Origin of the sequence: Rhizobium sp. GR12 (assembly GCF_036596185.1) — a bacterium.
Taxonomy (GTDB): domain Bacteria; phylum Pseudomonadota; class Alphaproteobacteria; order Rhizobiales; family Rhizobiaceae; genus Agrobacterium; species Agrobacterium nepotum.
Map to the genome: position 1 here is coordinate 1 of NZ_JASXTH010000013.1, position 23723 is coordinate 23723.

A 23723-nucleotide genomic window follows, 5' to 3' on the forward strand; every position below is an offset into this window, starting at 1 on the left:
GTCGCCAAACGCTCGAACACAAGTAGAATCAACACCGTGCGCCTTGTCTACAAAATTTAAACCGGACAGTAGTGGGCTTGACCCGAGGATCCACTCGAGTGTGAGGGAAGCTCCGCGCGCGCAATATGCGTCACAACGCAGATGCTCTAAAACACAATCAGCCCTTCGGCTTCAAAAACGCACCGGCGCAGAGCACCAGCCATCCGGCAATCATGCCGAGGCCGCCTGCGGGTGCGGCGAAGGGAAACAGGCTGTGGCCGGAAAAATGCCTGACGACGAGGTCGCCGACGAAAATCGCCGTGCCGAGACCGAGGATTAGGCCCGCCGGAATGGCGGTTCTGATGCGGTCCGTGCCGATATGGAGCGCCACCAGCACCGGCGCGTGCGCAAGCGCCATGGCTGAGGCATTGCCGAGCATATAGGTTTCGCCGGTATGGGTGGCGGCGGCGGCAAGCATGACGCCGGAAGCACCCAAAAGGCCGCCCAACAGAAGAATGAAGGCGCGCAATCTTTCGTGGGTCATGAATTATCCGCTTCCTGGTTCTGCATGTGAAAGGCCAGCCGCTCCACCGGACCCCAGATGATGTCCCGCAACTTCGGATTTTCGATGGTCTCGTCCATCGCGCGGCGGAAGCATAGCAGCCATTCATCCCGTTCGGCAGGGCGGATCGGGGCCGCGAAATGACGCCTGCGCAACATCGGGTGGCCATATTTTTCGACGTAAACCGGCGGTCCGCCGAGATATCCCGTCAGATAATCGTAGAACTTGCTCTCGCTGCCGGAAAGATCGGCGGGATGGACGGCGCGGCAATGCGCCGCCTCGGGCAGGGTGTCCATCAATTCGTAGAAGCGCCGGGTGAGGGCCCGCACAGTCGCATCGCCGCCGATCGCTTCATAAAGGGTAATGGTCTCGCCGCTCACATCCCGCCTCCTTGAACCCTGTGGCCCTTATCGCTTTCCAAAGCGCCAAGAGCAACAGGTAAAGGCGGGATGCGACATTTGCGACAGCGTGCTGGAAAAGTCTTCAGGTCTCGTTTCCGACGGACCGTTGGATAATCTCAACGGCGATTTTTAGTGGTGCTACATGTTCGGTAACAACCGCCCAAACCACGTCGTCCGCGATTTTGTGATATTCATGACGCAGAATATTGCCGATACCGCGAATCTGTTTCCATGGTACATCCGGCGCAAGGCTCAGCAATTCTTCGGGTATGTGACGCGATGCCTCGGAAACGATTTCCAAAGCGCGCTGCACTGCAAGTTTGAGGAGCCAATTTTGCTGGAAATCAGCAAGCGACAGGCCGGCAGTGTGGGTCTCGATGCCGTCAATCGCCTCCAGAATTTCGCCCAGCACCGGTCCGACCTTGCGCTTGATCATCAGAATATTCGCACTGCGGATTGCTCGATGTCAGTTCGAAGCATTGGGTGAAGGCTGTTGCGCGTCGTGACGTCCACCTCCACCGCCAACTCTTCTTCCAGAAGCTGCTTGATGCCGATCAGATTGAGCAACGAGAAACGGCTGCCCGGATCGTAGTCGATGAAGACGTCCAGATCGCTTGAGACCAAGGCTTCATCTCGGGCGGTTGATCCAAAAAGGTAAAGCGAAGTCGCACCCATGCGTTTCACCGCATGGGAATGTCGTTTGAGTTTCCTGATTGCGTCCGCTCTCTTCATGCGTTCAGCTTATATCATCCCGTATGCGCCATCCACTCATCCAAAATTGCGGATGAGATCGAGGCCCTTGCTCAGAAGCGTTTCGGCCTCGTCCTGATTGGCGGCCTCGACATAGCAGCGCATTTCCGGGGCATTGCCGGAGGGGCGGAAATGGATGGTGCTGCCGTCGGTGAGCGCCACGCGCAGGCCGTCAATGTCGCTCAGCGCCCTGACCTTGCCGACTGGCGCAAGGAAGGTTTCGAGGTTGTCCCTTGAAGCGCGCAGATGCGCCATGAGGGCAGCACTCTTTTCCTGCGCGAAATTCTCGAGGCGATCGGCGGCGGCGACTGGCAGCTTGTAGGCGGCAGCGATTTCCGACAGCGGTTTTTTCTGTTCGGCGGACAGGAGCAGCACGGCGAGAATAGGCAGGAAGCTGTCGCGCGTCGGCAGCGGCGAAAGCGGCTTGCCGTTGAGGGTGAAGGCGGAGGCCGTCAGCAGGCCGCCATTGGCCTCGAACCCCATGACGCCGTTCTTTCCTTCGGCGAGCGCCTGCGCCATGCCGGCGATCACGAAAGGCGAGCCGACCCTGGTGCGGATGACCTCGAACGAACCGCTCGCTTCAATGCCGGAATTGGAGGTGACGGGGGTGACGACCACACCGGCATCGAGAAAATTGGCCGTGATAAGCCCGATCAGGTCGCCGCGCAGCGGTACGCCGTTTTCATCGGCGAGCAGGGGCCGGTCGCCGTCACCATCGGCGGAAACGATGGCGTCGAGGCCATGCTCCGGCGACCATGCCTTGAGAAGTTCCAGCGTTTCCGGCGAGACCGCTTCGGTATCGACCGGGATGAAGGTTTCGGAGCGGCCGAGCGGCACGACATCCGCGCCGTAATGGGCAAGGACGTTGACGAAGAGATCGCGCGCGACCGTGCTGTGCTGGTAAACGCCGATCTTCAGGCCCGACAGCGCCTTTTCCGGCAAAAGCGCGATGTTGCGTTCGTAAAAAAGTTCGGCTGCGATTGCGGAATGATCGTCCGCCGTCGCCGCCTCGTCATTCAAGCCTTCCGCCTCGATTTTGGCGGCAAGGGCTGCAATCGCCGTCTCGTCCTGCTTGTCGATTTCTCCGTCGGGGCGGTAGAATTTGATGCCGTTGCGGTCGGCCGGTATATGCGAGCCGGTGATCATCAGTGCTCCGGCTTTCAGGGAAAGACCATAGAGCGCCAGCGCCGGTGTCGGCACCGTGCCACAATCCAGTGGTGTGAGACCCGCCTTTTTCAGCGCGGCGATACAGGTTGCGGAAACATCCGGGCTCGAATCGCGGAAATCGCGGGCCACGAGAATGGGGTCTCCCGCCTTTGCCTGACCCGATGTGAGAAGATGCCTTGCAAATGCCGTAGCGTAGACGGCGGAGGCTTTTCCTTTCAGATCGACAGAGAGGCCGCGAAGGCCGCTCGTTCCAAATTTCAGGCTCATGCCAAACTCCGTTTCGATAAAATCTTTGAGGTTCAAATGGATAATACAAAAATATAACGTCTGAAAGAACCGTATCGATCCATTCAAGTCAATCGTCCCTTTCATGGCGGCCGGGAATAGGCGATGATGAAGGGGATGAGGCGGGTAACTTAAAATTCACCCGTTATATCTAAACTTGCCCGTTAATAGCGGCCTTGGCGACGGTGAAGACCATCTGTTGCCGGCCTTTTTTGTGGTTCGTTCGAGTTGGATTGGCTGATGTACAGGCTTCAAAAGGCGGGACATAAGCAGGCACGTCCGCTGGATGAAAAAGCGGCGCCCGCCGCCAGACCCCACGGTTCCCTGCTGGACGATCTGGTGGACGAGGACGAGGTTTTCGAGCGCACGGTGCTGAAAGAGCATCTTGAGCCGAAGCCGGCGGCCGCCGTTGCCGAACCCGCTCCGGCTGAAAAACCCGCAAAGGCGGCCTTGCCGAGCGCGAGCGGCGGTCTTGCGGCTGCGTTGCCGGGTCTGAAACATATCGACAGGATCGGCGTGGACGACGTGCTCGTGTGGTTGCGCGACGGTATCGTCTGGATCGTGCTTGCGATCATTCTCTGCGTCGCAGCGGCCCTCTCCTATGCCTATATGACGCCGCCGCGTTACACGGCCTATTCGGATATCGTCGTTAATCCCTCCAATCTCAATGTCGTCAATGACGGGGTGTTTTCACCCAACCAGCAGCGCGACACCCAGATTCTCGAGGTGGAGAGCAAGCTGCGCACCATCACCTCGCGCAACGTGCTGGCGCGGGTGGTGGATGAGCTGAAGCTCGATCAGGACCCGGAATTCATAACCCCGCCGCCTCTTGCCCGGCTGAAGGCGATTTTTTCACCGAAGCCGGAAGACGGCGACAACAAGGTCGGCGCGCTTCGCTCGCTCGGGGAGCGGGTTGCAGCGGAACGCGATCCGCGTTCCTTCGTGGTGACGCTTTCGGTGTGGACCAACGATGCGGAAAAATCCGTGACGGTCTCCAGGGCCATGGTGAAGGCGTTCGAAAGCGAGCTGTTCCAGACGACCTCCGACAGCAGCCAGCGCATCGTTGACGATCTCAAGACGCGGCTGGAGGAAATGCGTGGGAACGTGACGGTGGCCGAAAAGCGCGTGGCCGATTTCCGCCGCGAAAACGGCTTGCAGGAAAATAATGGCCAACTGGTCAGCAATCTGGCGTCCGGCGAACTGAATGCGCAGGTTCTTGCCGCGCAGCAGCGCGTCATTCAGGAGGAGTCGCGCCTGAAACAGATGCAGGCCGCTATCGCCCAGAACCGCACCCAGAGCGACGCAATCTTCGACAGCCAGACCATGAACACCATCCGTGCGCAATACAGCACCTTGCAGCAGCAGATCGGGGCGATGACGCTGACCTATGGCGCCCGACATCCGCGTCTGGCGACGGCGGGAGCGGAACGCGACATGCTGGAACGCGGCATAGCGGAAGAGGCACAGCGGATTTTGCAGGCGGCGAGAACCAATGTCGCCGAGGCCCGCTCCTCGCTCGACGCGCTGCGGCTGAAGGCGGTCGCCGAACGCGCCAACGTGTTCACCGACAATGAGGCGCAGGTGCGGCTGCGCGATCTGGATCGCGACGCCCGCTCCGCCGCCGCGATCTACGAGACCTATCTCAACCGCTCGCGCCAGATCGCCGAGCAGCAGGCAATCGATTCCACCAATGTGCGGGTGATTTCGCAGCCGGTTGCGCCGAACTCCAGAAGCTGGCCGCCGGGCAAGCTGACCTTCCTGATCGCCGGCGGTGCGGGCGGTCTCTTCCTCGGTCTCGGCATTGCCGTCGCACTCGGGCTTCTGGGTTATCTGCGCCGGGACGATCACCCGGAAACAGCAGCACGCCACGCCTGAAGACGGTGAGCGTGCCGCAGCTATTCCTCGGACATAAGGCCGTCATAAACCTCGAGCAGGGCGGCGGCGATGGCGGCGCCCAGCGCGTTGCCCGCATCGCGTATGCCGGCCTCGTCGCCGTCGCGTATCGAGACTGCAAGATCGGACGCCTCGTTGGCGACGATTTCCTTTGACCGCTCTATCGCCCAAAGGCCGAAATCGCCGCGGTTGTCGATCGATATGGTTTCCATGGCCGGACCCTTTCCGTGGTGTGGTTTCGCCGTCCCTTAACCCATCGGCCGTAAAACCGGAATAGGGTGGAGGCGAGGAGAGGGTGGTCACTCAACCTTCAGACGTGGATTTGCCTGATTGAGGCGGCGGATTTATAAAAATATTAATGATAGTTCTTCGTAGTGTTTGAAGCCTTACACCTTAAGCATATGCGTGAATATAACGATGAAACGATGCCTATCTTGGACACCGGACAGAATATGACAGGGAGAGATGTCCCGGATGCGGAAAGGCCAGGCGAGTTCTGGCCGATTGTTCCGCTTGCGGCTTTACCCATCGCCGATGCGACCATTGAAGAGACGGCGCAGGATTTCATTCTGCGTGCGCAAAGCGCGCGCGCGGCTGACGCAAGGCCGTTCTATTCGACATCGGCGAACGGCCAGGTCATCGCGTTCTGCCATCAGGACAAGGAATTCGAAGCGCTGCTGCGGCAGGCCGACCAGATTCATGCCGACGGCATGTCGCTGGTGATCTTTTCCCGCCAATTCTGTCTGAGAGGGCTCAGGGAACGCGTTGCGACGACGGATCTCGTTCACGCGGTGGCCCAGCGGGCGGAAGAGACGGGCACAAGGTTCTATTTTCTCGGCGGCTCCGAAGAGGTGAACCGCGCCGCCGTCGAGGAAATGCAGAAGCTCTATCCGCGTCTGGTTTTTGCGGGCCGGCGCAACGGCTATTTCAGAGAGGGCGAAGAGGAGGCGATCCTCGCCGATATCGTCGCATCGCAGACCGATATTCTCTGGGTTGGTTTCGGCATACCGCTGGAGCAACGTTTCGTCTCGCGCAATCTGGACCGGCTTTCCGGCGTCGCAGTGATCAAGACCTGCGGCGGCCTGTTCGATTTTCTCGCCGGCAAGAACAGCAGGGCGCCGCAATGGATGCAGGATATGGGGCTGGAATGGCTCTACAGGGCCATGCTTGAGCCGAAACGCCTCGGGAAGCGCTATCTGCTGACCAATCCTATCGCCATATATTCTCTCCTGAAACACTACTACCGGCTCAAGGCCGGCAAGGTCTGAACCGGCGCGCATCTGCCGTTGGATTTCGCGGGATTGCCGGTTGTATCCGTTCAGGGCCGGAACTGTGCAGGCAAGATATTTTGGCGCATCACAATCATCGGATCGCCGTCTGCACCTCACCGCCACCCTATGAGATCGCCTTAACGTATTGAACGAATGCGTCTGCTGCCGAAATTCGTTGCAACTGCGAACAACGGCGGTACACTGGCCAGATATTATAAATTTATTCGAATCAGAAATATATTGAGGACAGCGATGGTGATTACGTCCATTTCTCTTTTCGTATATGGGATTGGCACCGTTACTTCTCTTGCCATGACCTATATTGAGGGCGCCCGCCGCGACAAGGAATGGGACTTTTACCGGGTGACCGGTATCATCCTTTGTTTCTTCTGGCCGGTTCTCGTGCCGCTTCTCATTCTCGCGGCTGTTTTTTCGTCGTTCGCTTCCCGGAAACGGCATGTGAATACAATTTCTCTGGGCCGGGGGAAAACCCTGAACTGAGACATGCGGACGGAACGATCCTGTTAGACCTTTTTCACTGGCGCCTTGTAGGGCGAGAGCGTGATGCCAAGGCTTGCCATGACGCGGCCGATGGACATCAGCGGCGGATGGGTGGCGGGCAATAACGCCCCGGTTTTCAGAAAAGCGGAAACGGCGCGGACCAGCGACAGGCACAGGCTGACGGCGTTTTTGGCGGCAAGCAGAAGCCCGCCTTTCAGGCCGGGACGGCGGGCGCGGTCGATGCTGTAATTGATGATGCCGGTTCTGAGCGACCGCTCCATGATCCAGCGCGGCGCCATGCGGTTTTCCGGCACATATTCAATGATGAGGGCCTTGGCGTTCCAGGCGAATTTGAAACCCGCCTTGCGGCAGCGGGTGAAGAAATCCATATCGCCGCCGCCGAGGAAATTGAAGCGCACATCGAATTCCGGTTTCGCCAGCGTTTCGAAAACCCGCCTTGAGATCAGGCAATTGCCGGAACCATGGATTTGATCGACTGCCCCCGTCGGCGCCTCGATGGAGCCGAATAGCGGATGCGACAGGACCGCCTTCGGCGCTGGCGCATCGAATTCGCGATTGACCGGCCCGCCGACAATATCGACGCCGAAGGATTTCGCGGCAGAGACCATTTCTGCGAGCCAGACGGGCGAGGCCGCCTCGTCGTCATCGATCATCAGGAACCACTCGGCGGACGGGTAGCTCTGCCGCGCGGTGCGAAACGCCGTATTGATGGCGTAACAGTTACCCTGTGTCGGCTCCACCAGCACCTGGCCCGTCATTCCGCTTTGTGCGAAAAAAGCGCGCGCGACGGCAAGGCCCGCCTGGCCTGCACCGTCATTATCGACCACGACGACGGCGAAGGGAAAATCGACCTTCTGGGCCGCCAGCGATACAAGCGTCTTTTGCAGGCCTTCCGGCCTGCGGAAACTCGGAATGCAGACCACCGCTTCCGGCATGATCTCGGACATGGAAACTCCTAAATTCCTGCAAGCGCTGCGGCGGAAAAAATGACGGCGCGCAGGCTTTGGCGCGGGCGGTGAAGAAATGTATCGGCAAGCGCCGAAAAGGCCTCGCGATAGCGCCGGGCGCGAAATGCCTGCGCCACCGTATAGGCATTCATGTGGTTTTCGGATTTGCGGCGAAGCCGCTTTAATTCCTGTGGAGCGATGGCGGCGACGATGGCGGGGTCGGAAAACACCGCCTCGATTGCTGGTTGGCAATCCCGGAAGGTGAGAAGGCGGTTCATCATCACGCTCGTCCTGTGCACCCGGTAATCCAGCACATGGTGGCCGGGCAGATAGGTGAAACGGCCGGCAGCGGCCAGCCTGCACCAGCCATACCAGTCTTCCGCATAACGCAATGTCTCGTCGAAACCGCCGAAATCCTGAAAGATGCGGGTTCTGACCAGCATGATGCCGCCATTGACGATGAAGTTTCCGCCAAGCAGGGGTTGCAGGATGAATCCATCAGGCTTTTCCCGCCGACGGATGAGATTGCGCCGGCCGATCTTGACGCCATTCTCGTCAATGCGCTCGTAATCGCCGTAGACGGCAACGACATCCGGCCCCGAGACACCGGTGCACAATGCGGCGATGGCGCCCGGTTTCAGGCGGTCGTCGGCATCGAGAAACATCGTCCATTCGCCGCGCGCCTGCGACAGGCCGAAATTGCGGACGGCGGAAACGCCCTGCCGGCCCTGCGGCCGCGCAAGCAGCTTGACACGCGGATCGGAGAAATCCTGCACCTTTCGCGCCGTCGCGTCGGTGGAGCCGTCATCGACGACGAGCACTTCGCAGACGATTTCCCCCTGAGACAATACGCTTTCGATCGCTTCCACGATGTAACGCTCGCCGTTGCGAACGGGAATGACAATCGAAACGGAAACCAAGACTTTTACTCCATCACGGGCGGACCAAGAATTCTCACAGCGAAGTTACTACCGGATTAAGTCCGCTTGCGCCAATTGTGACGTGGTATAGCGTCAGTTAACCTTGCAAATCTTTAATATCCTTTTGGCATGATCGGAATGTTATGTTTTGAGAATTAGAGCACCCAGCGTCTGTTCGGACGCACCAAGGATGCTCTGACATTTTTGATCTGCGCATCTTCCTGTTGGAAATCGATTCCGATTTTCGGGCCGATGCGCTTGGGGGAGGCGGGTGAATGCGGATCGGGCGGCGGAGTTTTATGGGCGGTGCGGCAAGCGCGGGCCTGCTGCATGGCATGGCTGGCCAGAGCTTTGCCGCGTCCAAGAAAGCGCCAGCCAAAATGGCCCCTTTCGGCTCGGCCATCTATCTGCCGGACCTTACAGCCGATAGCCGTCTCGGCGAGGCCGTGGTCAAATATTGCTCGCGCATCACCCCCGTCACGGAAATGAAATGGGAGGTCATGCGGCCTTCGGAAGAGACCTTCGACTTTACCGCCGCCGATGCGCTCGCGAACTTCGCGCGTCAGCACAAACTTTCCATGCACGGCCATCCGCTCATCTGGTACGCGTCCAACGCGCCCTGGCTTTCCAGCATCGGCAATGGTGCGAAGGTCGAGCGGCTGATGGAAAACCACATCGTCAAGACCATGGAACGTTACAAGGATGTGATCCATAGCTGGGATGTGGTCAACGAGCCGATCCCCGACGTGCCCGGCAATGTGCGTTCACGCCGCGATGCCTGGTATTACGGCGCAGGCCCGGACGCGATCAAAAAGGCTTTCGAGATCGCCCATGCCGTCGATCCGAAGGCCCAGCTGGTCCTCAACGAATATGATGTGGAATTTTCGGTCGAGAAATCGCCGGCCAAGCGCGCGGCCTTCCGCAATCTCATTCTCGAACTGCTCGAGAAGGGCGCGCCGATCAACGCCGTCGGCCTGCAGGGTCATCTGCGCGGCGGTTGGCCCATCGCCAAGGACGAGCTTGCCGCCTTTACCAAGGAAATGCGCAGTTACGGTCTTGCCGTTCTGGTGACGGAACTGGACGTGATGGACCAGACATTGCCCGGCCCGGAAGCCGAGCGCGACATGCTGATAAACGGCCAGGTCCGCGATTTTCTCGAAGCGGCCTCAGAAGGCGGCCCGCTTTCCTCCATCACCACCTGGGGCATTTCGGACCAATATACCTGGATCCGCTGGGCCTATCCGCGCCGGGACGGCACCGCGAACCGGCCGCTGCCGCTCGACTGGAGCTTCAAAGAAAAACCCATGATGGCCATCATCAATGAATTCCGGAACCGTGGTGCGTGACTATGAGTGCAGAAATACCGCTTCCTCCCGTACAAAAGGCACTGCAAATCAATCTGCATCCCTTCGACGCGCCGCATGCGGCCCTCACCGTTCCGCATCAGCTGCGGGTCTGGGGCGGGCAGGTGGACCGTATTCTCCTGACGGTGGATACCGGCCAGGTCGGGGCAGGCCGCTACAAGGGCAACGGGTTCGAGGCGGCCAGCACACGCCTCTTCGACATGCTGGACGAAATGCAGGCCAATTATCCGCATCTGCATGTGGATACCGTCGACTATAGCGAGGCTGCGCGCCGCGCCGTGACGGAGACCTTCTTTTCGCGCTCGCCGGTCCCTTATCCGGCCAAGGCCTTCGACGGTGGGCCTTTCCATGTCTATTTCCACGGTCTGAAACGCGCCAATGCCCGCTATGTGCTGCATATGGACAGCGACATGATGTTCGGCGGCGGCAGCCAGAGCTGGTTCGGCGAGGCCATAGCGCTCCAGAAGGCCAATCCGGACGCCCTGTGCATCACGCCCTTTTCCGGGCCGCCGACCGTGCGCGGCGATCTCGATGTTTCCCGCCATGTCGGCATGCCGGGGGTCAGGAATATTCCTGAGCCGCGCAAGCTGCCGTCACGCATTCCCACATGGCGTTTCGCCACCGTTTCCACCCGCCTTTTCCTGATCGACATGGATCGTTTCGCCAAGCGGATCGGTTCGCTCGAACTGCTGAGACCGGACGTCAAACGGCGCATCCGCTCCTATGCCTATAACCAGCAGCCGGTCTCGATGCCCGCCGAAGAGGTGCTGAGCAGCAATATGATGCGCATCGGCTTGCACCGGCTGGATTTTCTCGGCACGGGCAAGGGCATGTATTCGCTGCACCCGCCCTATCGCTCACCCGAGTTTTACGCGGCGCTGGGGTCCATCGTCGAGCGCATCGAAAAGGGTGATATTCCCGAAGGCCAGCTCGGCGATTTCGATATCAACGGATCGATGGTGGACTGGGCGAGCGCGCTTGCGGCCAAGACGCGCTCCAAACGTTACGCGAAAGCGCTACGCCACCTGATTTCGGCGAATGTGCAGCGTTTCACCGGGGCATAGAAGGCTCGGCACTCTCTCACTACCAGTGAAAGCGCCTTAGAAATCGGTGATGAGCTTGCTCCAGCTTTCCGAGCTTAACCCGCCAATATAGATATCGCCGGCCAGCGCCCGGTCTTTCAGAGTTTCATCCCGGGTGGCCATGCAGAAATAGCCGCGATGGTGGAAGGTCATGTGGTTCTGGCGGTAGAGCGCGTTCATGAGAAAGGGCTGTGACATGCCCGTGACATGGGCATAGTTCTCGTTATCGAAATGGTGGAACAGCGCGCCGAGCGCGTCGTTTTCGCGACCGGCATCGCAGACGAGGTTCAGCACATAGGCGGTTCGTTCCGGCTGGCCGAAAAACAGCGCAACGCCGATCGCACGGCCTTCGGCATTCTCGATCGCCAGGCTGCCCAATGCGCCGAGAGTGTCGTTGGTCTTGCTCATTTCTATCAGCCAGTGGAATTCCTCGTGGGACCATTCCGGGCGGACGGAAAATCGCTCGATCATCGCCAGCGCGTTGCGGCGGAACGTTTCGAAATCGACCGGTCTTACCCCGAGGCCGGCAACCTCATGGCCCCTTATGCCTTTTTTCCACGAGCGCAGGACACGGTCCACGAAGCCGAGCGCCATGAGACTGACCGTGGATTTGACCAGTTTCGAACGGCGCGGCATGCGCAGGGCAATCGCGCTGAAGGGCTTCAGCGCCTTGTGCCATTGCAGGCTTTCCATCGGCAGCATAATGCCGCCGATCGCAATCCAGTGATCGGCGCTGACGGGTGAGGCCGTGTCCGAAAACAGCATGTCGTGTTTCGTCGCCCTCATGCCGCGAGACAGGCGTGCGGCTCCGAGCGCGCCGAGTTTTCCCTCCGATGCAAAAGCACAGAGCAACCGTGCGGTAACGGTTTTTCCATTCGCGACGAACCGCATGGGAACGGCGAGGATAACGCTTGTGACGCCGCTTTCCCCCGCATCATAGACAACGCTGCCATATTCCGGGTCAAAGGCGGGACTATCGAAGAACAATGTCTCGACGTAAGAGCGGAAGTCGAAGTTGCGATCTCGTCCGGTCTTCTTGAAAGCGCTGTTGAGCACTCTCTCGACGGCGGGGACATCTTCCCTGCGCATGGGGCGAACACCGGGCGCACTCGGCTGAACCGGGCGTTGTGCCGGCTGATCGTTATTGCTATCGTCCATTTTGGTGTGTATCGGAACGTCCACCGTGGGTTTCCAGCTTTTCCGCGTTTATGTATTAACAGATCAAAGATATATTCTGAGTTGTTAATATACGTTAAACAGCGGTTGGGATCATCTGGTTGGTATATCCGCAGCACAGCGGACGGACACTTCCGTGAAACGCATGCCAGAAACCTTATCGATGTGAAACTTCCAGCAAATAATAGGGAAATCAGTAACTTAAATTTGAGCGACTAAGTTCGCTCCTGATCGGTATTCTACGGGGGTTTTCCATGTCGACTTCGAAAACTCCACTCCGTTTCTTTGCCTCCCGTTTCTTTCCTTTATAGCGGGATTACTATTCATACGTGTATTATAAATAACTAAAAAATAGGGTTTTAGCGGGATATTCACGTTACCGGAATGAAGTGTCGGGCACGCATGGAAAAAGGCAGGGAAGATCCCCTTATGGATGCAGCGCACGAAGAGCAGGCGCGTGGAAATTGGCGAAACGTACTGTTTTATGTGACGTTCTTTTATTTCACGGTTGGCTTCTCGCCCTATATTTCACTCTCCTCGACCTATCACGGATCCGCCATGGCGGCCGGGTCCAACCTGCTCAACCAGCTTACGGCGATCATTCTGCTTTTCAGTTTCGTGGCGTTCATGGCCAAGGAACGTTCGTTCTCCCTCGTCTTCACGCCGCGGCTGCTGATGGCGGCGATCTTCGGCTGGTATATCTATACCTCGCTGGTGGGGGAGGCGCCGATGTTTTCGCTGCGGCGGCTCGTCATGTGCGCCTTCATCTGCGTGTTTGCCGGCGGCTTCCTGCAATTGCCGCGCACGGAGCGGCATTTCACCACCCTGCTTGCCAGCTGCGTGCTGATCGTCCTGTTCCTGTGTTATTTCGGCGTCGTCGCCCTGCCTTCGCGGGCGATCCATCAGGCAAGCGACGCGCTGGAGCCGCTTCTGGCGGGCAACTGGCGCGGGGTCTTCCAGCACAAGAACGAGGCCGCCTCGGTCATGGCGGTGCTGATCATCGTGGCGATTTATCTCTCCAGGCGCTGGTCCTTCATCGGCGGCCTGCTGGTGCTGCTGCTATCGCTGTTCTTTCTGGTCAAATCGGGCGGCAAGACGGTGCTCGGCCTGATGCCGATCGTCATCGCGACCGGCTGGTTCATCGTGCGCTGGCCCCGGTGGCGTTATATGGTCGTGACCCTGCTTCTGCTGGTCTTCGCCGTCGTTACCGTCGGCACCACGGTCGATCCGGTGTTTTCGCAGATGCTGACGAAGATGGGTATCGATGCCAGTTTTACCGGCAGAACCGATATCTGGGCCGTCGCCATCGATTATATCCGTCGAAGCCCGATCGTCGGTTATGGTTATCAGGCGTTTTGGCGCAGCGACACCCTGATGTCGAGCTTTACCGAAAACAATACCTGGGCGACAACCGCACCGGCTTCCCACAGTGGCTATTTCGACCTGTTGCTTGCGGGCGGCGTACCGGGCCTGGTTCTGGTGCTGATATGGATCTATCTGCTGCCGCTTTATTATCTCGGCAAGATGGACGATGCCACGCGCAAGAGCCCACTGACGCGGCTTTATGTCGGCGTCTGGCTCTATGTCCTGCTCTACGGCTATCTGGAAACGCTGTTCCTGCTCAGCACGGGCTTCGTCTGGTTTTTCCTTCTCGTCGCCGTGATGGGCCTGCATTTGCAGGCGAATGCCAGCCTTGTCGACGACGAGGCGGAGCCGGAACCCGCCCGAACCGGTGGCGAGATGGACGGCGTGGCGAAGCGCATTCGGAGGCAAACCGCGCACGCCGTTCGTCCCGGATGATATTTTGAAATGATTTTTCGTCGCAGATGTGTAAAAGAACCGATTGTTGCGCGCGTTTACGGCGGATTTCGCTAAACATGCGTGGCTTAAGTCTTTGTTGTTATGCATGTCCCCCCGCAAAACCGCTCCGCATTTTGCCAGACACGCACTGAAACGGATCGGCAAGGTCAATCGATGGCAGATACAGGCGCCTGTGCGCTCGAGGCGGATGACATCCACAAGAGCTTCGGCACGCATGAAGTTTTGAAGGGCGTTTCGCTGAAAGCTCACAAGGGCGACGTCATATCGATCATCGGCTCGTCCGGTTCCGGCAAGAGTACCTTTCTGCGCTGCATCAACTTTCTCGAAACGCCGGATCGCGGCCGGGTCATCGTCAATGGCGAGGAGATCGCCACCAAGACCGGCAGGGACGGCAAGGCCGTGCCGAAAAGCTGGCGGCAGGTGGAAAAGCTGCGGACCGGGCTTGGCATGGTGTTCCAGAACTTCAATCTCTGGGCCCATCGCACCGTTCTCGAAAACGTCATCGAGGCTCCGGTCCACGTTCTGGGCGTGAAGCGGCAGGAAGCGGTGGAGAAGGCCGAAGCCCTGCTGAACAAGGTCGGCCTTTACGACAAGAAGGACGCCTATCCGGCATTCCTTTCCGGCGGACAGCAGCAGCGCGCCGCGATTGCGCGCGCGCTCTGCGTGGAGCCGGCGGTGATGCTGTTTGACGAACCCACCTCGGCGCTTGATCCGGAGCTGGTGGGCGAGGTGCTGAAGGTAATCCGCGATCTGGCCGAGGAAGGCCGCACCATGCTGCTCGTCACCCACGAAATGCGTTTTGCGCGCGATGTTTCCACCGATGTCCTGTTTCTGCATCAGGGCCGTGTGGAAGAGGCAGGGCCGCCGGCACAGGTATTCGGCAATCCAGCAAGCGCCCGTTGCAGGGAATTTACCGGCGCACTGGCGTGATGACCGTTTCGCTTCGCCGTTTGTTTTAACAGGAGAGACTTGAATGAAATTCTTCGCCACGCTGCTTGCCGGAACGGCATTTGCAGTTTCCGCCTTCACGGCCAGCGCCGATGTCCGCTTCGGCATCATGAACGAATCCTACCCGCCCTTCTTCGCCAAGGACGCCAGCGGCAAGTGGCAGGGCTGGGAAATCGATCTCATGGATGCCGTCTGCGCGGAAATGAAGGAAAAATGCTCGATCGTCGAGCTTTCCTGGGATGGCCTCATCCCGGCGCTGCAGACGAAGAAGTTCGATGTCATCTGGTCGTCCATGTCCAACACGGAAGAGCGCGAGAAGGTCATCGATTTCACCAACAAATATTACAACACGCCGAGCAAGCTGATCGGCGCCAAGGACGGCAAGCCGGGTGCTGCACCGGAAGACGTCAAGGGCAAGACCATCGGCATTCAGGTCGCGACCATCCAGTCCGAATATTACAAGAAATATTTCGCAGCTGTCGCCGACGAAAAGACCTACCAGACGCTGGACGAGGCGTTTCAGGATCTCGCCGCCGGCCGTATCGACTATGTCTTTGGCGACTCCCTGGTTCTCGACGCCTTTGTGAAGAGCGATGCGGGCAAGGATTGCTGCGCCGACATGGGCAATGTGGCGGATGACAAGGAAATCCTCGGCCTTGGCGTTTCCGGCGGTCTGCGCAAGGACGATACCGAACTCAAGAACAAGCTGAACGCTGCTCTCGCCGCCGTGCGCTCCAGCGGGAAGTATGACGAGATCACCAAGAAATACTTCACCTTCGATATCTACGGTAAGTAATTTCTCCTGACCGGTCACGTAAATGGCAAGCCTTGAAACCACGCTGCAACTGCTGTCACCCTATCCTCCGGGATGGGGCGGCACCCTTTTGAAGGGTGCGGCGTCGACGCTTGCCATTTCCGCCGGCGCCTATCTGATCGGCATCGTCATTGGGCTTGCCGGTGCGCTCGGCAAGCTTTCCGGCAATCGGCCGCTTGGCCTTCTGCTCAATCTTTACACCACAGCTATCCGCGCCGTTCCCGAACTGATCCTCATCGTCGGGCTTTATTATGCCGGCACTGATGGCTTGAACCGGATGCTGCAACTGGTTGGCCTGCCGCCGCTGGAGGTCAACGGTTTCGTTGCCGCCGTCGCGGTTCTCGGCTTCGTGCAGGGGGCCTATATGACCGAGGTTCTGCGCGGCGCGATCCTTGCCATTCCGAACGGCCAGATCGAGGCGGCGCGCGCTTTCGGCATGTCGCCGGCCCTGCGTTTCCGCCGTGTCGTCTTGCCCGCACTGCTGCCGAACGCCTTGCCGGGTCTTGCCAATCTCTGGCTTGCTGTGACCAAGGACAGCGCGTTGGTGGCGGTCGTCGGTTATCAGGAGCTGGCGCTGGCGACACGTCTGGCGGGGGCCAGCACCAAGCAATATTTCCTGTTCTTCCTTGCCGCTGCCCTGCTTTACCTCGCCATCACGCTTGTCTCCAACCTCGTCTTTTCGCTGGTGGAACGCCGCGTGCGGCGCGGCCAACCGGCTTTGGCCTGAGGGGGAAACGGCATGGATTTTTCATGGATCGCCAAATATTGGCCGCTGCTTCTGTCCGGCGCATGGCAGACGCTGGCGCTGCTCGTCATCTCCGTCAGCATCGGTTTCGTGCTTGCCATCGGCCTTGCGTTTGCGCAGGTCAGCGGCGGGCGGGTGACGAAAATTCTGGCGCGCGCTTATTGCACCTTCTTCCGCGGCACGCCGCTTTTGATCCAGCTCTGGCTGCTTTATTACGGGGTCGGCTCGTTTCTGCCGATGATCCCCGGCTTACGTCAGAGTTTCATGTGGCCGGTGCTGCGCGAGGGCTTCTTTTTCGCCGCCGTCAGCTTCACGCTGAATTATGCGGCTTATGAGGCCGAGGTTCTGCGCGGCGCGCTGCTAGCCGTACCGAAGGGCGAGCTGGAGGCGGGCCGGGCTTTCGGCATGGGCCGTTTCACCCTCATTCGCCGCATCTGGCTGCCGCGCGCGATCCGCATTGCGCTGCCGACCATTGCCGGCGAGGTGGTGATGCAGCTCAAAGCCACACCGCTTGCCTTTACCGTGACGGTGATGGACCTCTACGCCGTGGCCTACAAGGTGCGGCAGGACACGCTGCTCGTCTATGAGCCGCTGATCGTCGTCACCGTCTTTTATCTCATTCTCACCGCCATCATCGCCCGCTGTTTCGGTCTCATCGAACAGCAGGTGCCGGTCCGGCGGTAAACCGTTCAAGGAGTTTGAACATGGCCACTATCCGTATCCTCGACGGCGGCATGAGCCGCGAATTGCAGCGGCTCGGCGCCGAGCTGAAACAGCCGGAATGGTCGGCGCTGGCGCTCATCAATTCGCCTGACATTGTCCGGCAGGTACATCAGGAATTCATCGAGGCCGGTGCCGACGTCGTCACCACCAATTCCTATGCGCTGGTGCCGTTCCATATCGGCGAGGAGCGTTTCCAGAAGGATGGCGCATCGCTGATCGCCCTTTCCGGCAAGCTGGCGCGCGAGGCGGCGGATACTTCCGGCCGTGACGTGCTGGTGGCCGGTTCTCTGCCGCCGATCTTCGGCTCCTACGAACCGCAGAATTTCGATGTGACGCGGGTGCAGGGCTATCTCAAGGTGCTGGTCGACAATCTCGCGCCTTCCGTCGATGTCTGGCTCGGCGAGACGCTGAGCCTGATCGCCGAGGGCGAGGCTGTGCGTCAGGCGGTTGCCGGAACGGGCAAGCCGTTCTGGATTTCCTTCACGCTCAACGACGATGCGGTTGCGACAAGCGTCGGCGAGCCTGCGCTGCGCTCCGGTGAAACGGTAAAGGCGGCGGCCGAATGGGCGGCGCAATCGGGCGCTGCTGCGCTGCTGTTCAACTGCAGCAAGCCGGAAATCATGAAAGCCGCCGTCGAAACGGCCTCCTCCGTGTTTGCGGAAAAGGGTGTCTCGCTGGAAATCGGCGTTTATGCCAATGCCTTCGAAGGCGAACAGGGCGATGCCGCCGCCAATGAAGGCCTGCATGGCACCCGCACGGACCTCACCGACGATGTCTATTCACGTTTCGCCTGCTCCTGGGCGGATGCGGGCGCGACGATGATCGGCGGCTGCTGCGGCATTGGCGCCGCCCATATCCATACGGTCGCGACAGCGCTGCGCCGGGCCGCCGCCTGAGGCCTTCGCAACGCTTTCAGCGCAACGTCCAGAATGGATGCGGCAGGCTCGATGCCTGCCGCTTTTTTTGCGCGTAGCCCTTGACCTCAACTATGGTTGAGGAATTATCAGGGAGTGGAACATGACTGAAGGACGTTCCATGAGTGAGAATACACTTTCCATCCGGATCATATTTGGCAGCGCCCGCGATCCGCGGTTCTGCGATGTCATCGGCAAATGGTTGCTGGACCGGCTCGGCCTTTTGCCGGGGATCGAATTTGCGGTGGTCGATCCGCGTGAGCTTGATCTGCCGCAAGGCCACACGCCCGACCGCGCCTCGGTGCGGCAACTTCGGGAAAGTCTCGATGCCGCCGACGCGTTCATCGTCGTCACACCGGAATATAACCGCAGTTACCCTGGCGCGCTGAAGGTGCTGATCGATTCCGCCTATGACGAATGGGGCGCCAAGCCGGTGGCTTTCGTGTCCTATGGCGGGATTTCCGGTGGTCTGCGCGCCGTCGAGCAGCTTCGCCCGGTGTTTGCGGAACTGCATGCGGTGACGATCCGTGATGTCGTCAGCTTTGCAAACCCCTGGGACCGTGTCGATGAGGCAGGGCAGTTCGACCCCGGAGCGGCCGCGGAAAGCGCGCTTAAGACGATGATGGGCAAGCTTGGCTGGTGGGCGCATGCGCTGAAGCAGGCGCGTGCCACAACGCCCTATAAAGGGGCGTGAAAATGGCTGACAATTCCACGGCGCTGAAACTCACGCTTCTGTTCGTCGCCACACTTACCATCATGGCCGGAACCACGGTCGCGCCCTCGCTGCCCGCCATCGAGCAAAGCTTCCTGTCGACGCCTGATGTCGAGATCATGAGCCGCATGGTGCTGACACTGCCATCGGTTTTCGTGGCTCTCTGCGCGCCTGTCGCCGGTGTGCTGGCGGACCGTTTCGGCCGCAAGCGGCTGCTGCTCGGCGCGATCCTGCTTTACAGCCTTTCCGGCATATCCGGCCTTTTTGCCGATAGTCTTGCGGGCCTGCTCGTCGGCCGCGCCTTTCTGGGTCTGGCGATCGGCGGCATCATGACGATCGGCACCGCACTGGTGGGCGACTATTTCGAGGGGCCGGCGCGGGAGCGTTATCTCGGCCTGCAACAGGCCTTCACCCAGCTCGGCGGCGTCGTTTTCGTGGTGGCGGGCGGGTTACTGGCGGATGTTCACTGGCGCGCACCCTTCGCGGTCTATGCCGTGGCCCTGCTCATTCTGCCGGCCGCTTTGCTTTTTCTGAGGGAGCCGGCAAGGAACAATAGCGGCGTCAAAAGCCACAACGAACAGACTGTTGCAGCCAACTGGCTGCTGGTGGCCGTGCTGGCGCTGGCGGTGTTTCTCGTCAACGTCCTGTTCTACACCATTCCCTCGCAATTGCCGTTTTTCCTGCGGGAACTCGGGTTGTTTTCCGGCAGCATTGCCGGATACGCCATCGGCATCTTCAATCTGGCCGGCGCGCTGGCGGCGCTCAACTTCGGAAGATTGTGGGCGCGGATCGGCGTGACCGTCATTCTGGCGGCCGGGCTGGTCCTGATGGCAACGGGATTTGCGCTGCTTGCCGTGGCCGAAGGGCTGGCGCCCATGCTTTCGGCGCTTGCCGTGGTGGGGTTTGGCCTCGGCCTCGTAATGCCGTCGATCATGTCCACCACGATCATGCTCGCGCCGCTGCGGTTGCGTGGGCGTATCGCCGGCATCGTCACGGCGTCGATGTTTCTCGGGCATTTCATATCACCGCTGGCAAGCCAGCCATGGATTGCCCGGTTCGGTTTTGCCACGGCCTATCGCGATATCGCCGTGGTGTTCGCCGTCATGGCCGGCCTTGCAACAATGGCGGCCGTCATTCAGCGGTGGGCGGCGTTGCGAAAGCCACGGCCATTTGCCCAGCGCGGATAATATGTAGTCGACAAGCGGGACGGGGTGAACGGGCTATGTCTTGATTGCAAGGGTTGGGGCAAACGCCCTCGCAATTTACCGGCTCATGTTTCGTCCGCCCGCTTTTGCGCGTGAAGAAATTGTAAAGTTTTTAACTATAATGATTTTACAGGGAAATGAATTGAGAACAGCGGCCGAAAATCGACTGTCTTGCGCTCTTTTTCCCTCGAAACGTGGCTCTGCGTTTCCGCTTGCGGGCGGGCCGCTGCGCTGCCGGGAAATGGCCTGTCGTTGTTTGAAGGGCAGGAGTGTTTTTTACCGCATATTGATTGCGGCTGTCGCCAAAGCCGATGATGCGGCTGCCGAAGCCTTGATGACCGAGGTGTCCGACGTGCAATGTCAGTCTTACCGAACACCTCCGGCACGGGGAAGGAGCGGTTTTTCGTTGACGTGAGGTTCCCCGTGTCCTTCCTCCAAAATGCCAGTATCCGTACCAAAATCCTGTCACTGATTCTCCCCCTCTGCATCGTGGGCGCCAGCGCGACCGCCTTCATGTCCAGTCGCTTCAAGGAAGCAGACACGGCATATTCCGATTTTATCGCCAACGACAATGCCGCTCTCGTCGAAATTGCGCGCGCCAACCGCAATTTGTTGTCGGTGGCCTACAGCGCTTATCAGGTCATGGCATATGATGTGAACGGGCCCGAGATAAAGACCGCCAGACAGAACTACACCGATAGCAAGGCGTTGCTTGTGGAGCGCCTCAACAAGGTCAAGACCGTTTTCCCTGAGGAAACCGCCGCCATAGAAGCCTTCATCGCGCAGGCCCAGGCCATAAGCCTGATGACGGACAAGGCCGTCGAGCTTGGCATGGCGAACCAGAATCAGGAATCTGCCGCGCAATTGGTCAAGGCGGACGCTTCTATTCAAACCACTTCGCTCGCCATGGTGGCGCTGCTCGACAAGCTCGCCAAGGGCGTCGCCAAAGAAAGCGACGGTCTGACGGACCAGACCGATTCGACCATTCTGACATCGCTGACGGTTGTCGGGCTTGTCTTTGCAGCCAGCATACTTCTCGCCCTTTTCGTGGCGTCCCGCGGTATCACGGCACCTATTTCCCGTCTGCGGGAGCGTATGGTGTCCCTCGCCGGCGGCGAGACGACGGCGGAGATCGACGGTACGGGCCGCAGGGACGAAGTGGGCCAGATGGCGCAGGCAGTTCAGATTTTCCGCGAAAATGCGATCGAGCGCATCCGGCTCGAACGGGAAACCGAAGCCAATCGCAGCCTGTCGGAAAAAGAACGCATCGAGCGCGAAAAGCAGAAGGCCAGCGAAGCGGCCGACGTCAAATTCGCCGTCGACAATCTTGCTGCCGGTCTTTCAAAACTTTCTGACGGCGACGTTTCCTATCGCATCGACCAGTCGTTCACCGCGACGCTCGACGGCGTTCGCAACGACTTCAACATGTCCGCCGAAAAGCTGCAATCGGCATTGACGCGGGTTGCGCAGAACGCCGGTGGCATCGGCGCTGGCGCAAACGAGATCAAGTCGGCCGCCGACGATCTGGCCAAGCGCACCGAACAGCAGGCCGCAGCCGTGGAGGAAACCGCCGCCGCTCTGGAAGAAATCACCACTACGGTGAAGGATTCCACCAAGCGCGCCCAGGAGGCCGGCCTGATCGTCAGCCGCGCCAAGGCAGGCGCCGAACAATCCGGCGAGGTGGTGCGCCGCGCCGTGGTCGCCATGGAGCAGATCTCCAAATCCGCCAACGAGATCAGCAATATCATCGGCGTGATCGACGAGATCGCCTTCCAGACCAACCTTCTGGCGCTGAATGCCGGCGTGGAAGCCGCGCGTGCGGGCGAGGCCGGCAAGGGTTTTGCCGTCGTCGCACAGGAGGTGCGCGAGCTTGCGCAACGCTCCGCCAGTGCAGCCAAGGAAATCAAGGCGTTGATCAACACCTCGAACGATCAGGTGCAGCAGGGCGTTCAGCTGGTGGGCGACACCGGGAAAGCGCTGGCGACCATCGTGTCGGAAGTGCAGGAAATCAACCGGCACGTCGTCTCCATCGTGGAATCTGCGCAGGAGCAATCCTCCGGCCTCCAGCAGATCAATACGGCGGTCAACCAGATGGACCAGGACACGCAGAAAAACGCGGCCATGGTGGAAGAGACCAATGCCGCAAGCCACAACCTCGCCAAGGAGGTGGCGTCGCTCAACCAGCTGCTCGCGCAGTTCAAGCTGGCCGATGTCGCCTATCAGCAGAAGAGCCAGCCCGCTCCGGTTCGCAATGCCGGCGGCAACGACAAATATGTGGCATCTCCCGTGCGCGCGCTTGGCCGCAAGATTGCTTCCGCATTCTCGGGCAATGCCGCTGTCGATACGTCAAAGGACGACTGGCAGGAGTTCTGATCACCTTTCGATCGGCATCATGCCGATCTACGCCCGGGGATGATGAAAGGCTCGCGAGCCTGATATCCGGGCGGTAACCTGACAACATGCCGCGCAGGATCTGATTGCCTGCGCGGCATGGCTGGAGATGCGGTGGCTTCAGATATGCTGCCGAATGGCAGGATGCGTTGGTCGGCATCTACGCCGTCACCGAAACGCGCGTGATGCCGGCTAAGACCCAGCGTTCATCGAATTCCTGTCCTCCAGGCTAGCGGAAGTTTGAACACGCAGGAGGTTGCCACGGAAGCGCGCGGGATTGCGATCTTGACGGTGCGGGTTCGGGCGGGGGCAGTGACTATCCCGCTACCTTTCGGAGCGATTTCTCGATCTCTCCGCCGCAATAGGCATCACCATAGTCTTCAAAACTCCTACTGTTCAAAGCAGCCAGTGGAGCCGTGGCGCGCACTCGTTCGGAAAGGCCCCAGATCACTGGCGAAGTTTCCTTGACGATGGCCCTAATGGCTGGGAATCGGTCAGCCATCGTCGCCCACAAAATGGCGGTGACGATATCCGCGATACCGGGTTTCTCCGTTCCAAGCATATAACCGGAACCAGCAGTCAGGCCGTTTCTCGCTCCTGTATCCTCGAAAATGCGGACCCACTTTTTTAAACGTGGGACGAACTTCTCCCACTTCTCAGGTGTCCACATCTCGCGGCCGCCGTTGAGCGTCAACTCATCAAGGACGTCGTTGGCGTCGTTTACGACCTTGGCGGTGAGTGCGCGACCCTCGGCGGCGGCCGGCAGGATATCCAGCCGCTCGCCAAGATAGAGGGCGATCGCCGGCATCTGGGAGATCGCAAAATTACGCTCACGGTCAATCAGAACCGGCGGCCCCATGAAAGCAATCGGCTGTTTCCCCACCTCACGACCCATAATATCTTCGATCGCATCGACATCGTGTTCGTCCCAGGAGCATCCACCATGGGCCAAAATTCCCCGGATGAACTGGCCGCGAAATGGAACGGGCCAGTAATAAAGGTCGAAGTTGCTCATGCCGTACTCCTCTTTGTCACCCACGGTCCGATCGTCTACAAGCATCGAAACCGTATCGAACGGTGCATCAATCGCCTCAAAAACTTTTGTCGTTTCGCCACCCGCTTTGAACGCAG

Annotated in this window: 24 protein-coding genes; 14 read left to right on the forward strand and 10 right to left on the reverse strand. The window is 59.5% G+C overall.

What is annotated here, in order from left to right:
- Positions 1-157: 157 nt before the first annotated feature.
- From QSK43_RS20935 to uppO, 5 genes are all read right to left on the reverse strand, one after another.
- Positions 158-523: a DUF423 domain-containing protein gene (locus QSK43_RS20935; protein ID WP_332305100.1), complete on the reverse strand. Its 366-nt coding sequence runs from the start codon at positions 521-523 to the stop codon at positions 158-160.
- Positions 520-921, reverse strand: coding sequence for a group II truncated hemoglobin (locus tag QSK43_RS20940; protein WP_332305101.1), 402 nt, complete (start codon positions 919-921; stop codon positions 520-522). Before QSK43_RS20940 ends, QSK43_RS20935 begins: the two co-directional genes overlap by 4 nt.
- 103 nt (positions 922-1024) lie before the next feature.
- Complete coding sequence (locus QSK43_RS20945) at positions 1025-1378, reverse strand: HepT-like ribonuclease domain-containing protein (protein WP_332305102.1); 354 nt, start codon at positions 1376-1378, stop codon at positions 1025-1027.
- Entirely contained in the window at positions 1378-1674 is a 297-nt protein-coding gene (locus QSK43_RS20950; protein ID WP_332305103.1) for a nucleotidyltransferase family protein, read from the reverse strand. Before QSK43_RS20950 ends, QSK43_RS20945 begins: the two co-directional genes overlap by 1 nt.
- Positions 1675-1710: 36 nt before the next feature.
- Positions 1711-3126 carry a polysaccharide biosynthesis phosphomannomutase UppO gene (gene uppO / locus QSK43_RS20955; protein ID WP_332305104.1) on the reverse strand — a complete coding sequence of 472 codons (1416 nt, stop codon included), beginning with the start codon at positions 3124-3126 and terminating at the stop codon, positions 1711-1713.
- A 258-nt stretch (positions 3127-3384) separates the two neighbouring features.
- Here uppO and uppM point away from each other — a divergent pair, with 258 nt between their 5' ends.
- Complete coding sequence (gene uppM, locus QSK43_RS20960) at positions 3385-5019, forward strand: polysaccharide biosynthesis protein UppM (protein WP_332305105.1); 1635 nt, start codon at positions 3385-3387, stop codon at positions 5017-5019.
- 20 nt (positions 5020-5039) lie between these two features.
- Here uppM and QSK43_RS20965 read toward each other — a convergent pair whose 3' ends face one another.
- Positions 5040-5249, reverse strand: a complete 210-nt coding sequence (locus QSK43_RS20965) for a hypothetical protein (protein ID WP_332305106.1) — start codon at positions 5247-5249, stop codon at positions 5040-5042.
- A 240-nt stretch (positions 5250-5489) separates the two neighbouring features.
- Here QSK43_RS20965 and uppL point away from each other — a divergent pair, with 240 nt between their 5' ends.
- Both uppL and QSK43_RS20975 read left to right on the forward strand, forming a co-directional pair.
- Positions 5490-6305 (forward strand): polysaccharide biosynthesis UDP-hexose transferase UppL, encoded by an 816-nt coding sequence (uppL, locus tag QSK43_RS20970; RefSeq protein ID WP_332305107.1) that lies wholly within the window; start codon positions 5490-5492, stop codon positions 6303-6305.
- Positions 6306-6560: 255 nt separating this feature from the next.
- Positions 6561-6809 (forward strand): hypothetical protein, encoded by a 249-nt coding sequence (locus QSK43_RS20975; protein WP_045023578.1) that lies wholly within the window; start codon positions 6561-6563, stop codon positions 6807-6809.
- 23 nt (positions 6810-6832) lie between these two features.
- Here QSK43_RS20975 and uppJ read toward each other — a convergent pair whose 3' ends face one another.
- Positions 6833-7777: a polysaccharide biosynthesis UDP-hexose transferase UppJ gene (uppJ, locus tag QSK43_RS20980; protein WP_332305108.1), complete on the reverse strand. Its 945-nt coding sequence runs from the start codon at positions 7775-7777 to the stop codon at positions 6833-6835.
- Between the two features lie 8 nt (positions 7778-7785).
- On the reverse strand, positions 7786-8697 hold the full coding sequence (uppH, locus tag QSK43_RS20985) for a polysaccharide biosynthesis endo-1,4-beta-xylanase UppH (protein WP_332305109.1): 912 nt from the start codon (positions 8695-8697) through the stop codon (positions 7786-7788).
- A 275-nt stretch (positions 8698-8972) separates the two neighbouring features.
- Between uppH and uppI the strand changes: the two genes are divergently transcribed.
- Together uppI and uppG are read left to right on the forward strand one after the other, a co-directional pair.
- Positions 8973-10043, forward strand: a complete 1071-nt coding sequence (gene uppI, locus QSK43_RS20990) for a polysaccharide biosynthesis UDP-hexose transferase UppI (RefSeq protein WP_045023583.1) — start codon at positions 8973-8975, stop codon at positions 10041-10043.
- A 2-nt stretch (positions 10044-10045) separates the two neighbouring features.
- Positions 10046-11125 (forward strand): polysaccharide biosynthesis glycosyltransferase UppG, encoded by a 1080-nt coding sequence (gene uppG / locus QSK43_RS20995; protein ID WP_332305110.1) that lies wholly within the window; start codon positions 10046-10048, stop codon positions 11123-11125.
- A 36-nt stretch (positions 11126-11161) separates the two neighbouring features.
- On the opposite strand, the gene QSK43_RS21000 is transcribed toward uppG, so the two are convergent.
- Positions 11162-12232, reverse strand: a complete 1071-nt coding sequence (locus QSK43_RS21000) for a GNAT family N-acetyltransferase (protein WP_332305211.1) — start codon at positions 12230-12232, stop codon at positions 11162-11164.
- Positions 12233-12748: 516 nt separating this feature from the next.
- On the opposite strand from QSK43_RS21000, the gene uppW reads away from it, so the two are divergent.
- From uppW to QSK43_RS21045, 9 genes are all read left to right on the forward strand, one after another.
- Complete coding sequence (gene uppW, locus QSK43_RS21005; protein WP_332305111.1) at positions 12749-14119, forward strand: Wzy-type polysaccharide biosynthesis protein UppW; 1371 nt, start codon at positions 12749-12751, stop codon at positions 14117-14119.
- Between the two features lie 174 nt (positions 14120-14293).
- The gene (locus QSK43_RS21010) at positions 14294-15070 is read left to right on the forward strand and encodes an ABC transporter ATP-binding protein (protein ID WP_332305112.1); all 777 of its coding nucleotides are present in this window, start codon (positions 14294-14296) and stop codon (positions 15068-15070) included.
- Positions 15071-15113: 43 nt separating this feature from the next.
- On the forward strand, positions 15114-15884 hold the full coding sequence (locus QSK43_RS21015) for a transporter substrate-binding domain-containing protein (protein WP_045023590.1): 771 nt from the start codon (positions 15114-15116) through the stop codon (positions 15882-15884).
- Positions 15885-15906: 22 nt separating this feature from the next.
- Entirely contained in the window at positions 15907-16629 is a 723-nt protein-coding gene (locus QSK43_RS21020) for an ABC transporter permease (protein ID WP_332305113.1), read from the forward strand.
- 12 nt (positions 16630-16641) lie between these two features.
- Positions 16642-17331, forward strand: a complete 690-nt coding sequence (locus tag QSK43_RS21025) for an ABC transporter permease (protein ID WP_332305114.1) — start codon at positions 16642-16644, stop codon at positions 17329-17331.
- Between the two features lie 20 nt (positions 17332-17351).
- Positions 17352-18266: a homocysteine S-methyltransferase family protein gene (locus QSK43_RS21030; RefSeq protein WP_332305115.1), complete on the forward strand. Its 915-nt coding sequence runs from the start codon at positions 17352-17354 to the stop codon at positions 18264-18266.
- Positions 18267-18405: 139 nt separating this feature from the next.
- Positions 18406-18978 (forward strand): NADPH-dependent FMN reductase, encoded by a 573-nt coding sequence (locus tag QSK43_RS21035; protein WP_332305116.1) that lies wholly within the window; start codon positions 18406-18408, stop codon positions 18976-18978.
- A gap of 2 nt (positions 18979-18980) precedes the next feature.
- On the forward strand, positions 18981-20183 hold the full coding sequence (locus tag QSK43_RS21040) for an MFS transporter (RefSeq protein WP_332305117.1): 1203 nt from the start codon (positions 18981-18983) through the stop codon (positions 20181-20183).
- Between the two features lie 441 nt (positions 20184-20624).
- Positions 20625-22574, forward strand: coding sequence for a methyl-accepting chemotaxis protein (locus QSK43_RS21045; protein ID WP_332305118.1), 1950 nt, complete (start codon positions 20625-20627; stop codon positions 22572-22574).
- A 334-nt stretch (positions 22575-22908) separates the two neighbouring features.
- On the opposite strand, the gene gst is transcribed toward QSK43_RS21045, so the two are convergent.
- Positions 22909-23607 (reverse strand): glutathione S-transferase, encoded by a 699-nt coding sequence (gene gst / locus QSK43_RS21050; protein WP_332305119.1) that lies wholly within the window; start codon positions 23605-23607, stop codon positions 22909-22911.
- Between the last annotated feature and the right edge of the window lie 116 nt (positions 23608-23723).

Bases quoted from the DNA above. Each gene is read 5' to 3' on its own strand.
- QSK43_RS20950 (WP_332305103.1), bottom strand. From the start codon at position 1,674: ATGAAGAGAGCGGACGCAATCAGGAAACTCAAACGACATTCCCATGCG.
- QSK43_RS20935 (WP_332305100.1), bottom strand. From the start codon at position 523: ATGACCCACGAAAGATTGCGCGCCTTCATTCTTCTGTTGGGCGGCCTT.
- QSK43_RS21040 (WP_332305117.1), top strand. From the start codon at position 18,981: ATGGCTGACAATTCCACGGCGCTGAAACTCACGCTTCTGTTCGTCGCC.
- QSK43_RS21030 (WP_332305115.1), top strand. From the start codon at position 17,352: ATGGCCACTATCCGTATCCTCGACGGCGGCATGAGCCGCGAATTGCAG.
- QSK43_RS21015 (WP_045023590.1), top strand. From the start codon at position 15,114: ATGAAATTCTTCGCCACGCTGCTTGCCGGAACGGCATTTGCAGTTTCC.
- QSK43_RS21025 (WP_332305114.1), top strand. From the start codon at position 16,642: ATGGATTTTTCATGGATCGCCAAATATTGGCCGCTGCTTCTGTCCGGC.
- uppJ (WP_332305108.1), bottom strand. From the start codon at position 7,777: ATGTCCGAGATCATGCCGGAAGCGGTGGTCTGCATTCCGAGTTTCCGC.
- QSK43_RS20945 (WP_332305102.1), bottom strand. From the start codon at position 1,378: ATGATCAAGCGCAAGGTCGGACCGGTGCTGGGCGAAATTCTGGAGGCG.
- QSK43_RS20965 (WP_332305106.1), bottom strand. From the start codon at position 5,249: ATGGAAACCATATCGATCGACAACCGCGGCGATTTCGGCCTTTGGGCG.
- QSK43_RS21000 (WP_332305211.1), bottom strand. From the start codon at position 12,232: ATGCGCAGGGAAGATGTCCCCGCCGTCGAGAGAGTGCTCAACAGCGCT.
- uppO (WP_332305104.1), bottom strand. From the start codon at position 3,126: ATGAGCCTGAAATTTGGAACGAGCGGCCTTCGCGGCCTCTCTGTCGAT.
- uppM (WP_332305105.1), top strand. From the start codon at position 3,385: ATGTACAGGCTTCAAAAGGCGGGACATAAGCAGGCACGTCCGCTGGAT.
- uppL (WP_332305107.1), top strand. From the start codon at position 5,490: ATGACAGGGAGAGATGTCCCGGATGCGGAAAGGCCAGGCGAGTTCTGG.
- QSK43_RS20975 (WP_045023578.1), top strand. From the start codon at position 6,561: ATGGTGATTACGTCCATTTCTCTTTTCGTATATGGGATTGGCACCGTT.
- QSK43_RS21020 (WP_332305113.1), top strand. From the start codon at position 15,907: ATGGCAAGCCTTGAAACCACGCTGCAACTGCTGTCACCCTATCCTCCG.
- QSK43_RS21010 (WP_332305112.1), top strand. From the start codon at position 14,294: ATGGCAGATACAGGCGCCTGTGCGCTCGAGGCGGATGACATCCACAAG.
- uppI (WP_045023583.1), top strand. From the start codon at position 8,973: ATGCGGATCGGGCGGCGGAGTTTTATGGGCGGTGCGGCAAGCGCGGGC.
- uppW (WP_332305111.1), top strand. From the start codon at position 12,749: ATGGATGCAGCGCACGAAGAGCAGGCGCGTGGAAATTGGCGAAACGTA.
- gst (WP_332305119.1), bottom strand. From the start codon at position 23,607: ATGAGCAACTTCGACCTTTATTACTGGCCCGTTCCATTTCGCGGCCAG.
- QSK43_RS21035 (WP_332305116.1), top strand. From the start codon at position 18,406: ATGAGTGAGAATACACTTTCCATCCGGATCATATTTGGCAGCGCCCGC.
- uppG (WP_332305110.1), top strand. From the start codon at position 10,046: ATGAGTGCAGAAATACCGCTTCCTCCCGTACAAAAGGCACTGCAAATC.